The sequence below is a fragment of the Armatimonadota bacterium genome (assembly GCA_039679645.1).
Lineage (GTDB): Bacteria > Armatimonadota > UBA5829 > UBA5829 > UBA5829 > UBA5829.
Window position 1 is genome coordinate 197,912 of the sequence record JBDKUO010000009.1, and the last position, 15,331, is coordinate 213,242.

The following is a 15,331-nucleotide window of genomic DNA, read 5'->3' on the forward strand; positions in this document are numbered from 1 at the left end:
ACAGCACATCACGCCGAACTTATTGCTCAAACTTGCCCATACAGCACTTCTTGAACTTCTTGCCGCTGCCGCACGGGCATGGATCGTTGCGGCCTATCTTACCGTGCTTGCCTTTTATCGTCGCGGCAACCCGGGCCATTTGAGCCTGATTGTCACCCATACCCTGAGGGCCTTCGGCTGACATTTCGACAAGATTATCGTATGTCAGACGCCTGCGCCTCGGAGGCTCCTGAGTCTGGACTCGATACATGATCTTGGCCATGTCTTCCTGGACGCCTTCGAGCATTGTCTGGAAGAGGTCATAGGCTTCTTTCTTGTATTCGACCAGCGGGTCGCGCTGAGCGTAGCCGCGCAGGCCTATGCCCTCGCGAAGGAAGTCCATAGCGTCGAGATGATCTATCCATTTGCGGTTGATCATATCCAGAGCCACATGGCGCTCGATATCGCGCATCAGCTCGACACCTATCTCCTGCTCCTTGGCCTCGTAGCTCTTATCGACTATCTCATCCAGCATGTCGGAGAGGTCATCACGCCTCTTGCCCTTGAGGTCCGCTGGCTTGGCGTAAAACTCCAGAGGCAGTATCTCGTTAACATTGTGGAAGAGCCCTTCGGTATCCCACTCGTCCGGCGCTACCCCCTCATGGCAGAACATGTCTATTGCGCCATGCACACTCTCATACAGGTAGCCGATTACGGTTGAGCGCAAGTCGGCACCTTCCAGGATGCGGCGGCGCTCTTTGTAGATAGTCTCGCGCTGAACGTTCATCACATCGTCGTAGTCGAGAACGTGCTTACGCATTTCGAAATGGTGCATCTCGACTTTCTTCTGTGCACGCTCAATAGCTTTGGATAGTACTTTTCCCAAGCCGCCTTCGTGCTCTATGGCCTCATGCTCCTGCCAGCCCTGGAACATCCATGAGCCGGACTTGTCGCCAAAGAGGCGCATCAGTTCGTCCTCGAACGAGACAAAGAACTTGGACGCGCCCGGGTCGCCCTGTCTGCCGGACCGGCCTCTGAGCTGGTTGTCGATTCGGCGGCTTTCATGCCGTTCGGTGCCGATGATATACATGCCGCCGCGCTCGATCACACCGAGTGTCTTGGGGTTCTTCTGAGCTTCTTCGAACTTGTCCGGATTGTGCTGTTTCCAGAAGTCCATATCCCAGGTCAGGTCGGCCTTGTCGAAAGGCTGCAGTTCGGTCGGGTCGTCTTCAAACTCGGCTTCTTCCTCTTCCGAGAGCTTTGAGCCTCCGAGGATGATGTCGACGCCGCGGCCCGCCATGTTGGTCGCTATGGTCACTGCTCCTCGGCGGCCGGCCTGCGAAATGATCTGCGCTTCCATCTCGTGGTACTTCGCATTGAGGACGTTATGAACAATCCCCTCTTTGAGCGCCTCGCGGAGCTTGCCTGTCTGCCTCGGGCTGATCGACAGGATTGATGCCAGCTCGCTGATATTTGCGTCGCTGAGCATATTAAGCTCGACTCCGAGCCGTTTGGCAAGTTTGCTGAAATTGTTTATCCCCAGGGTCTCGAATTTGGCGTTGAGCTGGTTAAAAAGCTCCTGCTTCTCGTCACCGATCTCTTTATTGGCCTCAAGCCTGGAGCGCAGGATGATCGTGGCGGCCAAAAGCTGGAGCCTTTCGGATAGAAGCCTCTCGCTTACCCGCTCCGAGACCTCAATTGAACGCGTTCCGACCAGCACCGGCTGCTCGCGCGTGTAAGCTTTAAGGACCTCTGTAATGATCCCTCTAAACTTGGCCTCTTCCGTCTTAAAGATCACATCGGGCGAGTCTTTGCGGATCACGGGTCGGTTGGTCGGTATCTCGACTACGTCCAGAGCATATATCTTGCGGAACTCTTCTTCCTCTGTCTTGGCGGTGCCTGTCATACCGGAGAGTTTGTCATACAGGCGGAAGTAGTTCTGATAGGTGATAGTCGCCAGGGTCTGGTTTTCCTCTTCGACCGGGACCCCTTCTTTCGCTTCAACAGCCTGGTGAAGCCCGTCGCTCCATCTTCGACCGAACATAAGTCGACCGGTGAACTCGTCGACGATAGTGACCTGGCCGTCCTTGACTACATAGTCGATGTCCTTCTTAAAGACAGCGTGAGCCTTTAAGGCGGCGTTGACGTACTGGTTTATCTCGAGGTTTTCAGGATCGCTGAGGTTTCCGCAGCCTGTGATCTCCTCGACATGGCGCGTGCCGTCTTCGGTGAGCATGGCCGTCTTGGCCTTCTCATCTATTGTGTAATCGCGCTCTTTAACGAGCCTGCGGACAACCTTGTCCATCTTGTAATACATGTCGCTGGAACGGTTGCCGGGGCCTGATATAATTAATGGTGTCCTGGCTTCATCAACAAGGATTGAGTCTACCTCGTCCACGATGGCATAGTGAAGCTCTCTCTGAACCAGATCATCCGCGCTGAAAGCCATGTTATCACGCAGATAGTCGAACCCGAACTCGTGGTTGGTTCCATAGGTAATATCGCATGCATAGGCTTGCCGGCGGGAGACCGGTCTGAGCTTATCCCAGCCCTGCGGGCTTTCGGCGACATAGTCCGAGTCATACATATACGAGTTGCCGCTGCCGCCGCTCTCGGCGCTCTGACCATGGATCGAGCCGACCGTGAGACCAAGGAAATCATATAGTGGGCCGTTCCAGGCGGCGTCGCGCCTAGAGAGGAAGTCGTTTACAGTTACCAGGTGCGCGCCTTTGCCCTCGAGAGCATTGAGGTAAAGAGGCAAAGTGGCGACCAGGGTCTTGCCCTCACCGGTCTTCATCTCAGCGATGCGTCCCTGATGAAGCACCATTCCGCCGATGAGCTGCACATCGAAGTGTCTCATACCAAGCGTCCTGATGCCCGCCTCACGCACTACCGCAAACGCCTCTACAAGCAGATCGTCAACGGTCTCACCCTTGGCGATACGCTCACGGAACTCGTCCGTCTTGGCTCGAAGCTGCTCATCACTCAGTGACTTGATCGAAGGTTCAAGAGCTGTTATCTGTTCGGCGACCCTGCGAAACTTCTTTATCTCGCGCTCATTGGCGCTGAATAGCTTAATAATGTTCATCCCAATTCCTCTACGGATATACAAAAAAGGGAAACATTGGGGCCGTCCCCGCTGCTTCCCCGACTACTCTATCTATGTATGTACGATATCACAATCAAGTTCCCAAGTCAATCAAACAAGCGTGCATAAACCGCTGCCGTTGTATGCATATTCCGGAAGGTGAATGCGAACTTTGCGCCTAAGCTGTCTCAGTAAGCATCAGGTGTCCGGTAAACTGATACGCCGGGCTGATGTGGAGCTTGCTCCACTAGATGACATGATCCATATGCCATACGAGGATTCAAAAACAGACCGCAGACAGATACTGTTTATATAAATGAGGAACAAAGGACTAATGATCAGCCAAAAAGACAGAGAAATACTCCGCGACCTTGCAAAGCGTGTGGCGGATATAGCCGGGCTGCCTATTATGGCTCAAAGACGAGAGTCGTGGAAGAAGCATCACGGCCTGCAGAGAGTCCGGCCTATGCTGCTGGTGTTTCCTGAAAGAAGCTGGATCGAGCTTGTGCCTGAGGAGTCTCTGACCTGCCGGGACGAGGCGGCGCGAGGTTATGAACGCAGCCTCAGGCAAAAGATATACTATCACGAGAATATCTTTGATGACACCGTGATTGAACAGACTTTCATAGTGCCCAAAGCAATCTCAAATACCGGCTGGGGCCTTGAGTCGCAGTGGACTGCCAGCGACAGCGCCGCCGGAGCAGGAACGTTTAAGCCTGTAATCGAGTCTCAAGAAGACCTTAAGAAGCTCAAATTCCCTAAAGTAATCCACGATGAAGCTGAGAGTATGCGCAGATTACAAGAGGCCCAGGACCTCTTCGGCGATATTCTGGATGTGCGGCTCAAGGGCATCCGCACGGTCTCGTTTCACATGATGAACATTTACACGCATCTGCGCGGCCTGGAGCGTGTGATGATGGATATGTACGAAGAGCCTGAGATGCTTCATGAAGCTATGTCATTCCTGGAGCAGGGCTACCACAAGCTAATAGACCAGTATGTTGATATGAACCTGCTCAGTCTCAATGACGATGACGCTTGGATCTATCCCGGCGGCAACGGCTATTCCGGCGAGCTTCCGCCTGCCGGTTACGACCCTGCGCATATCCTCCCACGCGATATGTGGGCTACTGCCGAGGCGCAGGAGCTTACAATTGTCTCACCTGAGATGACCTATGAGTTTGCTATCCAATACGAGAAGCGGCTGCTGGAGAGGTTCGGGATAAGTGTCTACGGCTGCTGCGAGGATATAACTCGGAAGCTGAACTACGTTTTTGAGATAGCAAATCTCAGGCAGGTAAACATATCGCCGTTTGCGGATGTAGACAAATGCGCCGAAAACTTCCGAAAGGATATCATATTCTCCTGGAAGCCGCATCCTTCAGCGCTTGTCGGAGACTTTGATGAAAAGTACATCCGCGAGAACATACGCCATGCGCTGGATGTGACAAAAAATTTGGTCATGGAGATAGTGCTCAAAGACACTCACACGTGTGAGAATCACCCTGAGCGATTTACCCGATGGACCCGGATCGCCAGGGAGGTAATAGAGGAATACTCATGAAAATCGCATTCATCGGAGCAGGCAGTTATATCTTTGCACGAAAACTCGTGATCGATCTGTCCACATTTGACGACCTGCCGCCTATCGAGCTGGCGCTCATGGATATTGACGCCGACCGGCTGGAGACGACCGAGATGCTGGTCAACAAAGTTATCTCTCAGCAAAAGCGTCAGATTGCTGTGACCAAAACGCTCGACCGCAGACAGGCTCTGGAGGGCGCTGATTTTGTTTTTGCCATGTATGAGCCGAACGGGCTTGAAGCGCGCAAACGTGAGATTCAGATGTGCATAGATCACGGCGTGCCCATGGCTATCGGAGACACGCTTGGTCCCTCTGGTGTCTTCAAGGGCATAAGGACCGGAACACTGACACTGAGTATCGCCCGTGATATGGAGCAGCTTTGCCCCAATGCTCTATTCCTTAACTATGTAAACCCGATGGCGGTAAACTGCTGGGTCGTGAACGCAATGACAAGCATTCGCTCGGTCGGAATGTGCCATGGCCTGGAGCATACTCGTGATCTGCTGGCAGTATTTCTCGATATACCCAGCGAGGAGCTGTATCTGCGCGGCTGGGGCATCAACCACATGCTCTGGATACTGGAAATGAAGCATAATGGCCGGGATATGTATCCAAGGCTGCGTGAGGTTATGCCCTCTGTGCGCGAGCAGGACCCTGTCAGGTTTGCGCTGATGGATGCCACGGGATATTTCGTAACGGAATCGAGCTACCACTCCGCTGAATACGTCCCGTATTTTAGAGAATGGTTCAAGCCCCTTACGGTATTCGATCATGAAGACTCGGCATATAATTTTGGTATGGGCGGATGGGGAGGACAGATAATAGGACCTTCAGCACCGCCGGCGGGGCGAGTGGAGCAGAAAATACCACTGAATTGGGACATTCATTTGTATGAAAAGCACTGGGCTAAGAACTGGGACAGACAAAAGCGGCAGTTGCTGGACGAAGCATATGTTCCTGTTGCGCTGAGTGAAGAGTATGGGATGAGGATAGTGCATTCGGTCATCACCAACACGCCGCGCACTATGAGTCTGAATGTCGCAAACAAGGGTTATATACCTAACCTGCCGACTGGAGCGACTGTGGAACTGCCCGTAAAGGTCGATAAGGACGGACTGCACCCGGAGACGGTCGATCCGCTGCCGGAGCCGTGCGCATCGCTTTGCAGGAGAAATATTGAAGTGCAGTCGCAGATAGTCGAGGCCATAGCCAATGAAGACCCGCGCGCGGCGTTCAATGCAGTGCTTCTCGACCCACTGGCAGGGGCATGTCTTGACCCGGCTGGTATGCGCTCGCTCTTTAATGACCTGATTGAGCGTGATAGGGATATGTTGCCGGAATGGTTGGCACGATAAACGATCAACAATCCACAATCATACGGATCACTTTATTCATCTTCTCAGCTATCAGCTCATGTCCTGCCGGGTTGGGGTGGCACGAGTCTGTCTGAAGAGACTCTATACTGGAGCCGGTGGCTGACTCCCACTCGCGCCAGGCAGCGTAGTTGTCTACCAGTGGGACACTCTCATCTTCAGCGATCTTTCTGACAGCATCGACATACGCCTCAATAACACAGTTGGCTCCCTGCTCTCTGTAGGGGCTGTGATCCACATACGACCATTGACATCCTAAAGGGATAGGAGTCATAAGTATCGGGGTGATGCCCGCCGATTTGGCCTGGGATATCATAGATCTCAGATTTGCTGAATAGTCCGATAAGGAGACTCTAGGCTCAGTGCAACTATCATTGACGGCAGCATCGTTAGTGCCGTACATGATAGTCACATAGTCCGGGTGAACGTCTATTACATCCCTGGTGAAACGGTCAAGCCCGCCCGCTGTGTTCTCGCCGCCGATACCGGCGTTTATTATTTCAACATCAATGCCGTCAGCAGAGAGCATGCGCGCAAGCAAAAACTCGAAAGTCTGCTCATCTGTGACACCCGGCCTTACGCCCAGCGTTATTGAATCGCCCAAACATACGATCTTCATCTCATACTCCAAGATGAGGGTAACGTAACTGTAGGGGCGAAGCATCTGCCTTTGATTACAGCATTTCTGACAATATTAGCCGCAGATGCTTCGCCCGGAATTGCTTACCTAAACAGGATGAAGCATTTGCGGCAGTGATTATGCGGCTTGCCGAAATTTGATGTGCAAATGCTTAGTCCCTACGGATTACCCTATATTCGATATGCCTAAAGGGAAGGCAGGCTCCAGCGTGACCACAGCAGCGAACACTTCCGGCCTTCGGCAACAGCTTGATAGTATATCGTATAGATACTGCCGTCACTCAGCTCCACTGAAGCGGGGTAACCGAGGTCCCAATTGGGAGCATCGTCACGTATGATCCAGTTCTCCCATGTCTCGCCATCGTCCTTGCTCAGCAGCACCCGCTGCCCATAGCCCTCTGCTCGATAACCATAGACACAGACCAACACTCCGGAAGAGTGGCGGATAAGGTGAGGCGGCGAACCAAGTACGCCAGTGGGTTTCATATCGCTCCAGGTCTTGCCGCCGTCAACGGACTCGGTCTGGAACATGCTGAAATTGATAAGCCCTTTTTCCTTGTCCTCCGGGTCGAACCTCTCGACTCTGATCATTCCAACCAGCTTACCGGACGGCAGTTCGACAACATGCGGCTCGTGATAATTGTCTGGTATGGTGCCATCATACATCGGCACTTTGCCTACTACATTCCATGTCTTTCCGCCGTCTTTGCTCCGCGCCGCCATTATGTGCCCTTCGGCGCGATTCCTGGTAAATCCCTTGCCGAAGTAGAGCAGGTCGCCGTCGGCCAGCTTGATCGGGCCATGAGGCGAGGTCACAGGAGACCTGAACGGACCATTCCAGGTATCACCGGCGTCATCACTGGTGATAACCCATGAGCCGAACCATTTGTCGACAAGTTCATCAGTCCATGAAGCGAGAGACCTCTGCCATTCTTTGAGGTCAAATCTGTCTGCGTAAGCTTCAACAGCATATTCACGCGTGTCGGACGTGAACCACGTCACGAGCAGCTTATCGCCGCCAAGTGAGACAACACCCGCGTCGCGATCATCGATAGGTGAATCGTTTATGATTCGCGGCCAGGTCCATGTTTTGCCGTCATCGCGGCTGATGTTGATCACCGTCTTGCCCCAGGGGTCTATATGTCCGGTCCGAAGGCCCGAACTTGCCGCAACCAGCGTGCCGTCGTCCATGCGCGCAATCGACGGCCATCCAAAGTAACCGAATTTTTCGCCGGGCATCTCCCAGATAATCCCATGCTCGGCTTGGACTCTTTTTTCCATAAAAATCCTCATCTGATGCTAGTGTTTTACCTGTAGGTTTTGCATATTGGACTGCGAAAGTCCTTCTGGATTTTACAATATTTGGTGTATTACTTAGCTGCAACTTACGCAATCTGGAGCTTCGCGCCCGATTCTATATCAGCAGAGTTTATTGCATACAGTGCATTGTAAAGCTCTACATGGAATGTGCCGGGTCTGTCTCCAGAGACCTTGGCTGCCATCTCGCCTGCTATTCCAAATGCCGTCAGGCCGCCGACTGCTGCACTGAACGCGTCCTTTTCTACCGCGGCAAACGAGGCGACTATTACATTAGACATGCAGCCCGTCCCGACCACTTTGCCGAGCATTGCGTCGCCGTTTGAGATATGAGCAGCCCGCTTGCCGTCGCTTACCACATCCACCGGACCGGTGATTGCGACTGTGCAGCCATAGGTAGACGCAAACTTCTGAGCGATCTCATCCGTGCCTGCCTCTGCGCCGATAGACTCTACCCCGCGCACCTCGGCGGTGATCCCTGCCAGAGTAGCTACTTCACCTGCATTTCCCCTGACAATAGAGATATTCACTTTTTTGAGCAGGCGCTTGCTCGACTCTGTTCGAAGCTGTGTCGCTCCAGCGCCGACCGGGTCCAAAATTACAGGTATTCCGAGCTTGTTGGCCTGCTTGCCGGCTAGTTCCATTGCATCTATCCACTTGGGTGTGAGAGTGCCGATATTGAGGACCAGCGCCCCGGCAATACCGACCATCTCCTCGACTTCCTCTACCGCATGCGACATGATCGGCAGCGCGCCTATGCAGAGTGTGGCGTTGGCTGTCTCATTCATGACCACAAAGTTGGTTATACTGTGGACCAGCGGCTTCTTTTCGCGGATTGCTGCAAGGTCCGCCGATATGTTTTGTATGAGTTCCATTACTGCCTCCAGGTTTCTTACTAAAGGTATATGATAGCCGAATTAGCGCTAATTCGGCTAATTAATTAGCGTTATTAGCACTAATTCGGCGTTAAGGCAGGTAGATGCTCGGCAGCGTGGAGCCGAATGTGTCCTGATTCCACATGCCGGGTTATAAATCGAAACAACTATCTCGATTTTGTTGTGTAACCCTGATTGCCCAAACCGACATGCGGGAAAGTACATTACGTGTCACAATTCGTGCAGCCAGGGGTAATATGATGAGAACGGAATTGCTGCTTATAATCGTAACGTGCTCCATCCCGCTTTCGGCAATCGGTCAAGAATGTCAGGTGGGGCCTCGGCCTCCGGGAAATGATTTACGGTCGCTATCTAGCTTGAAAAGCCTGTCCGGGACTGAGTTCGATCTGCAGTATATGAGATCGATGTATCAGCTCCACAGCGACACGCAGGCTCTGGCCGAAGTGGAACTAAAATCTACCATGGACGCCGGGCTCCGGCAGCTTTCTGATAATATCCGGCATGAGCAGTATGACCTGAACAAAAAACTTGAGACTTGGTATAGCCAGGCAACCGGCAAGCAGATAAGCGAATACTGCATAGACTCGAATGCGGAGTATAGAAGACTTCAGAAGGCAAACATGCGCCATTTCGACGCGGAATATGTCGACATCATGCTCGACTATCTCCAGCGCGCGAAGGATGCTTCGACGCTGCTGCTGTCAAAAAGCTCGCATTCCGACTTGCGAAGTCAGGCGACCATTGTAATTAAGGCATCCGATAAAGAAAAAGCGGCCCTGCAAAGGTGGATAAAAAATCAACCTATGTTTACATCCTAAGCGGATGTAATCTGCAGGGCCTCAAGATGCATTAGACAAGAAGCAGCACTTATATTGATCACCTTAGGTCCCAAAGCTCGTCTTTGAAATCAGCGCTCTTTGGATCCGTAACACCATTTCCCGACCAAGGATGCGGGGGATAAAACGGCATCTGTCGTCTCATTACTTTCACATGGAAGTCTGCAAACATTACACTGCAGCCGCCTTCATGCCTGAGAATAGGACGGCTTATGAGTGAATATGTCTTTACTGATGGAGCGGCAATACCCAGGAAGCCGGCTGATTCAACAGGCGGATTTGCATCATCCAAAGCGCCTTCACAGACATATACCGTCGCCCTCGGATTGGCGATTTCAGCCATGTTGTGTCCGCACACATAATACCAGTTGGCTCCATAACTACGATATTGATTTCCTGATTCTCGCTGCTTTGCGCTCGGGCAAAGCCAAACTTTCTTGTTACCGCTTATATACTTGCTGACGCCAGTCACCCACCATGTCGGCTCTGTCCACGGAGAATAGTTGAGCAAAGGAAACTTCTGGTTGTTGTTATCCAGATACATCGATGTTCCAACGCCAATCTGCCTTATGTTACTCAGACACATGCTTTCATTTGCCTTTTCCTTGGCGGTGGTATACACCGGGAACAGGATCGCAGCCAGTATCGCAATAATCGCGATGACTACTAGAAGCTCGATCAGGGTAAATCCCTGTATTGCTCGCCCGCGCCGGACGGCGCCTGATTCACCTACCAAAGGCACCTCTTTGTGAATCACACTCACACTCCTTCTCTTTATATGCGCTTGCTCTTCGATTTCGCGATTGCAATCCGCTGCCATCACCAACTGGGCATCAGGAGTTTATGCATTCCCACTGTTTTGCACTGAGGATAGCTGTAAGGATACGCATAATGATGAATGTATTGCACATGGCCGTCCGCAAAAGTGTATACGCATCTGTTTTTCCCGTGACCCGATGCTTTTCCTGCTCCTCCAATGCACATCATCAGGATACGCTTAGGATTTTCAGACTGTTTGATCCGGTAATTGATCCATTCCTGAGTGGAGAAATAATAGTATCCGATGTACATAAAAGGTGTGGGTGATTTACTTTGACTATCATAAGTAAGACTTGCACCCGAAGGATACGCATTGACAACCGGGCAATAGAAGATCTTTTTATTCTTCACATATTTATCGAGTTTATATATTAGCTCGCCTGAATATGTGGTGTATATACTTGAAGGATAAGACGGAAAATATAGGTGCGTACCAGCGGGAGATAACAATGGCAAGTATCCATTGCTGTCATCGGCGTAAGCACACAACGCGGCGCCGATCTGGCGCTGGTTTGAAATACATTCAACTCGCTTAGCATTCATCTTGGCAGTGGTAAATACCGGAAACAAAATCGCCGCCAGGATTGCGATAATCGCGATTACTACAAGAAGCTCGATCAGGGTAAATCCGAAAAATCCTCGTTTTCTCTTGCCTGCACAAAACGCACCGACTGAAGACACCTTTTTGCACACCATTCTTCACACCCCTTATCCCATTTATATTCAGTCAACTACACTATGGTCGCGCTTGCTTTGCTCTGGGGAAGCATGTGATCATTGTCAGGCTCACCAAGAGACCTGCCTTCGATTATTACCGGAGGGATATAAAGCACTGGATGCTCTATCGTAATACCGCATATCAGGCTGTTGAGCATGCTCCAAGCCTCCCTCATCAATACAGCCGGGTCCCAACCAACACCGGTAAGCGGCACTGGAAAATCGATAGTGCGGCCTACATTCAGGTCGGTTATGATCGCCAACTGCTCGGGCACTTTTATGCCGAGTTCCAGAATCACTCTGCTGGCGACATCACAAAGGCCGTCATCATCAAAGAATATTGCATTCGGATGATCCGGCGTGGCCCACCACTCTTTGAATGCTCTGTATGCATCGGCATAGGTCAAACTCGGTTTAACGTGAATGATTCTTTCCTGCCTTCCGCCGACTGCCTCAAGCTGCAGAGACTTAACCTTCTTAACACGCGGTAATTCTTCCTCGTGCTTGTAAAACTCACGAACCATTAAGACAAAGTCGTCATGCCCATAGACATGCAGCGCTTCTTTCGCCAGGCGCATCATCTGTGCATAATCAAGGACAATACCGTATTTTGATGCCGGGACGCCCATCCCCATGGACACAACATTCATTCCGGCTTCAGAAAACATTGCCTCAGCATATTCGCCGCGTGTAGTCAGGCATAAAGCCCCTATCATATCTCTGGCAACCGGAGCATCGAAGAGATTTATGGAAGAGAAGAAGTCCTCCGTCGTATCACCCTGCCCGACCATCAGCACGGCGCGCCGCCCCGCTTGTTCGATCTCATTTCTCGCGGCCTCGGCCAAACGTCTGTAGAAGTGACCAAGAGGAGATGAAAGACTCTGAGATGTGCAGACTATTGCAACCGAGTTGGCTTTCGGCACATCCGCTACGTGTGTACCTGAACCGGACTTGCGGGTGATGATCCCCTCATTGGCCAATCTGCCGAGTGCGTCGCGAAGAGTCGTCCTGCTGATGCCGAACTCAGCCAGCAATTCACGCTCAGAAGGCAGCGCATCTCCAACAGCCCAGCGCCCACCAGCGATAGCATGACGCAGATAATGCTCGACTTGCTGAGATTTTGTTAGTAATGCCATCGCGTTTTATAACCTCCGGAAATCACCAATTCATTGTTGATGCGTATGTTTATCATACCAATTGTTTCCCCATACCGGCAATTTATCATGTATTAACCCGCCTGTCAAGATGACAGGAGAGTTTATGGAAAATTTCTTTTGAGACCGCAGCATAAACAGCCGCCTCTTCTGCATACGCAGCATAGTTTATTGCTTGACGCTTCACTACTATCCACTCTTATTATTGGTCAGATGCTGCAAAAACACCTTCCAAAATTCCAAAGTGCCATGGTTATTTCCTTGAAGGCAATTTCGACAAATGCCAAACCCAGCGATTTTATTGTTCGATCGCTCCTCAATTAAGCGAACGAAGCGGTAAAATTGCGTTCAAATTTTCTCTGTTGCAACAACCTGTCATCGATAAACAGCTACATTTCCCAAGACGGAGGTTGTATAATGTCGCTAAGCATTAGAGTATGGAGGCGCATTGCTTATGTCATTCAAATCAATTGCGATTCTCGCTACAGTAACGGCAATAGTTTCTTCTACGGCCGCCGCTACTCAGGCGGCAACACTGGCAAAAGATTCCAAGACAACCTACACCATCGTTATCGCAAAAGACGCGATCTCTCCGGAAAAACAGGCAGCTTTGGAACTCAGCAGCTTTTTGGAACAGGTTACGGGAGCAAAGTTTCCGGTTCGCTCGGAATCAGAAGTAAAGCAAAATGCGCCGCAGATACTCGTTGGGCAGTCCAATCCTCTGAAGAAACTCGCGCCGGATGTGAACTGGGCAGCGCTGGGCAGTGACGGGATCGTAATACGCACGGTGGGAAATAACCTGCTGATTGCCGGCGGACGGCCGCGAGGCACAATATATGCGGTCTACAGTTTTCTTGAAGACACTGTCGGCTTCAGGTGGTGGACAAGCACGGAAAGTTATACACCCAGCAAGCGCACTCTGATCATACCTGAGCTCAATATCATATACAGTCCAAAGTTGATATCCAGGGAAGTCTTTTACCGCGACGTAATCGAAAACCCGCAATTTGCAGTAAAGCTCAAGATCAATGGCAACTGGGAAAACATACCGGAAGCATACGGCGGCCACCAGGCGATAATAGGGTGGTGCCATACGTTCAATCAACTGCTTCCGCCGGACAAATACTTTGCCGCACATCCAGATTGGTATTCCGAGATAGACGGCAAACGTGTAACCAATGCGCAGCTCTGCCTCACCAGCGATAAAATGCGCAAGGAACTGACACGAGTGGCTTTGGAGAGAATCCGCGAAAATCCGAACGCGGGGCTCATATCCATAAGTCAGAACGACCTTGGCGGCGGCGCATGCCAGTGCCCGAAATGCAAAGCAATTGATGAAGAGGAAGGGTCGTCTTCAGGTACGCTCATCAGGTTCGTAAACAAAGTGGCGGAAGATATAGAGAAAGATTACCCCAATATGTTAGTGGAAACACTGGCATACCAATACACGCTCAAACCGCCACTGCATGAAAAGCCAAGGCATAATGTTATAATCCGACTTTGCTCCATCAATTGCGACTTTGCACAACCTCTGGACAGCAATGCTAACAGCGACTTCAGGGACGACATCAATAAATGGAGCAAGATCGCGCCAAAGCTTTATGTCTGGGATTACGTTACCGACTTCAGTAACTACATTCAACCCCAGCCAAACATGCAGGTGCTTGGCCCAAATATCAGGTTCTTTACTAAACACAACACCATAGGTCTTTTTGAACAGGGCGACACTGGATGCACGATCGGTGACTTTGTTCGCCTGCGCGCATGGGTGCTGTCTCACCTCGTATGGAACCCGGCACTGGACCAGAAACAACTCACGAGCGAATTTCTCAAGGGCTACTATGGAAACGCAGCGCCTTATCTGCAGTCATATCTCGATTTGATGCAAAATGCAATTAAAGACAGCAGACTGCGACTGTCCTGCTATAACAAAGACCTTTCATTCCTCACTCTGCCCGTTATGACGGAAGCGACCGGGTTGTTTGATCAGGCGGCAAAAGCCGTCGCGGACGACCCTGTGGTTGCAAAACGTGTTCAGCGCGAACAGATGCCACTGGACCTTGCATGGCTGCTGCGTTACGACGCACTAAAAAAGCAGGCTGCTTCTGAAAACGCCGCATTTGCCGGTCCCTCAGACCTGAAGACCGCCTGTCAGGATTTCATAAAGCGCGCACAGGATCTTCAGGCAACAAACTATTCGGAAAGCAGTTCTTTCGACTCATATATTCCGCTGCTCACATCCCTGTATCAACCGCCGGCTCCCAGCCCTAAGGAGTTCTCGAACGTGCCTCTGGAAAATATCGTCGACGTGCAGGACTGCAGGTTCACAGTCTATGAGCAGTCAAACTGGGCTAAACATGTTGATGACCCCAAGGCTTCTGACGGCAAAGCTGTATTCATGCCCGGCAGCCATGTCAACTGGGCAATCCGATACACTATCCCGAGCGAGCTTACGGGTAAGGACCCGAACGAGTGGCAGTGGTATGTGGTTGCGCGGACTGAAGGAGCGCAGTCCGGTGACGCTTTCACTTATGGCGTCTACGATGAAGCGACAAAGAAGACTACAAGCCTGACCGCGAAACTTGAGCAGGGTACAGATGGCGAGTATCACACCTACTGCCTAGGCTCACTGCAGACAAATCCGAATATGTATATCTGGATATCTCCCACGGGTGACGGCAATACCGTGAAAGGCATCTACGTAGACCGCATAATGCTGGTACGCAAGCCGTAAACTTATATTGGTCAGACTATAAAAGCGCTTCAGGATTACACCAGAAGCGCTTTTTTGCGTTGTCGCAGAGGCAATTGCGATAGCTGGAACTGATCTCAAATCTGTTGGTTCAAAGAAAGTGGAAACCCCAAGCTCTGAGCGTGTGGAACGAAGCGCAAATGCAAAAAAGTGGAAAATCTACCCCAATAAAAGCA

At 51.2% G+C, this 15,331-nt stretch carries 11 protein-coding genes; 4 read left to right on the top strand and 7 right to left on the bottom strand.

What is annotated here, in order from left to right:
• Positions 1–19 precede the first annotated feature (19 nt).
• Positions 20–3,067, bottom strand: a complete 3,048-nt coding sequence (gene secA / locus ABFD83_02195) for a preprotein translocase subunit SecA (protein ID MEN6355876.1) — start codon at positions 3,065–3,067, stop codon at positions 20–22.
• A 334-nt stretch (positions 3,068–3,401) separates the two neighbouring features.
• Between secA and ABFD83_02200 the strand changes: the two genes are divergently transcribed.
• Positions 3,402–4,631, top strand: coding sequence for a hypothetical protein (locus tag ABFD83_02200; protein ID MEN6355877.1), 1,230 nt, complete (start codon positions 3,402–3,404; stop codon positions 4,629–4,631).
• Complete coding sequence (locus tag ABFD83_02205) at positions 4,628–6,007, top strand: alpha-glucosidase/alpha-galactosidase (protein MEN6355878.1); 1,380 nt, start codon at positions 4,628–4,630, stop codon at positions 6,005–6,007. Before ABFD83_02200 ends, ABFD83_02205 begins: the two co-directional genes overlap by 4 nt.
• A gap of 4 nt (positions 6,008–6,011) precedes the next feature.
• Here ABFD83_02205 and ABFD83_02210 read toward each other — a convergent pair whose 3' ends face one another.
• The 3 genes from ABFD83_02210 to thiM all read right to left on the bottom strand — a co-directional run bounded on the left by ABFD83_02210 (position 6,012) and on the right by thiM (position 8,838).
• The gene (locus ABFD83_02210; protein ID MEN6355879.1) at positions 6,012–6,644 is read right to left on the bottom strand and encodes a GDSL-type esterase/lipase family protein; all 633 of its coding nucleotides are present in this window, start codon (positions 6,642–6,644) and stop codon (positions 6,012–6,014) included.
• A gap of 206 nt (positions 6,645–6,850) precedes the next feature.
• Positions 6,851–7,945, bottom strand: a complete 1,095-nt coding sequence (locus ABFD83_02215; GenBank protein ID MEN6355880.1) for a sialidase family protein — start codon at positions 7,943–7,945, stop codon at positions 6,851–6,853.
• A gap of 104 nt (positions 7,946–8,049) precedes the next feature.
• Positions 8,050–8,838 (bottom strand): hydroxyethylthiazole kinase, encoded by a 789-nt coding sequence (thiM, locus tag ABFD83_02220; GenBank protein MEN6355881.1) that lies wholly within the window; start codon positions 8,836–8,838, stop codon positions 8,050–8,052.
• Positions 8,839–9,233: 395 nt separating this feature from the next.
• Between thiM and ABFD83_02225 the strand changes: the two genes are divergently transcribed.
• Positions 9,234–9,695, top strand: coding sequence for a DUF305 domain-containing protein (locus tag ABFD83_02225; GenBank protein ID MEN6355882.1), 462 nt, complete (start codon positions 9,234–9,236; stop codon positions 9,693–9,695).
• Positions 9,696–9,753: 58 nt separating this feature from the next.
• Here ABFD83_02225 and ABFD83_02230 read toward each other — a convergent pair whose 3' ends face one another.
• From ABFD83_02230 to ABFD83_02240, 3 genes are all read right to left on the bottom strand, one after another.
• Entirely contained in the window at positions 9,754–10,470 is a 717-nt protein-coding gene (locus ABFD83_02230; protein ID MEN6355883.1) for a prepilin-type N-terminal cleavage/methylation domain-containing protein, read from the bottom strand.
• 62 nt (positions 10,471–10,532) lie between these two features.
• Positions 10,533–11,228 (bottom strand): prepilin-type N-terminal cleavage/methylation domain-containing protein, encoded by a 696-nt coding sequence (locus tag ABFD83_02235; GenBank protein ID MEN6355884.1) that lies wholly within the window; start codon positions 11,226–11,228, stop codon positions 10,533–10,535.
• Between the two features lie 35 nt (positions 11,229–11,263).
• A complete protein-coding gene (locus tag ABFD83_02240) occupies positions 11,264–12,385 on the bottom strand; it encodes a GntR family transcriptional regulator (GenBank protein ID MEN6355885.1) in 1,122 nt (373 codons plus the stop codon).
• A gap of 472 nt (positions 12,386–12,857) precedes the next feature.
• Between ABFD83_02240 and ABFD83_02245 the strand changes: the two genes are divergently transcribed.
• On the top strand, positions 12,858–15,137 hold the full coding sequence (locus ABFD83_02245) for a DUF4838 domain-containing protein (protein ID MEN6355886.1): 2,280 nt from the start codon (positions 12,858–12,860) through the stop codon (positions 15,135–15,137).
• Positions 15,138–15,331 lie beyond the last annotated feature (194 nt).

What these genes read in the sequence shown, in the direction of transcription:
- ABFD83_02205 (MEN6355878.1), top strand. Translation starts at nt 4,628, where the DNA reads ATGAAAATCGCATTCATCGGAGCAGGCAGTTATATCTTTGCACGAAAA.
- ABFD83_02215 (MEN6355880.1), bottom strand. Translation starts at nt 7,945, where the DNA reads ATGGAAAAAAGAGTCCAAGCCGAGCATGGGATTATCTGGGAGATGCCC.
- ABFD83_02210 (MEN6355879.1), bottom strand. Translation starts at nt 6,644, where the DNA reads ATGAAGATCGTATGTTTGGGCGATTCAATAACGCTGGGCGTAAGGCCG.
- ABFD83_02200 (MEN6355877.1), top strand. Translation starts at nt 3,402, where the DNA reads ATGATCAGCCAAAAAGACAGAGAAATACTCCGCGACCTTGCAAAGCGT.
- ABFD83_02240 (MEN6355885.1), bottom strand. Translation starts at nt 12,385, where the DNA reads ATGGCATTACTAACAAAATCTCAGCAAGTCGAGCATTATCTGCGTCAT.
- secA (MEN6355876.1), bottom strand. Translation starts at nt 3,067, where the DNA reads ATGAACATTATTAAGCTATTCAGCGCCAATGAGCGCGAGATAAAGAAG.
- ABFD83_02235 (MEN6355884.1), bottom strand. Translation starts at nt 11,228, where the DNA reads ATGGTGTGCAAAAAGGTGTCTTCAGTCGGTGCGTTTTGTGCAGGCAAG.
- ABFD83_02245 (MEN6355886.1), top strand. Translation starts at nt 12,858, where the DNA reads ATGTCATTCAAATCAATTGCGATTCTCGCTACAGTAACGGCAATAGTT.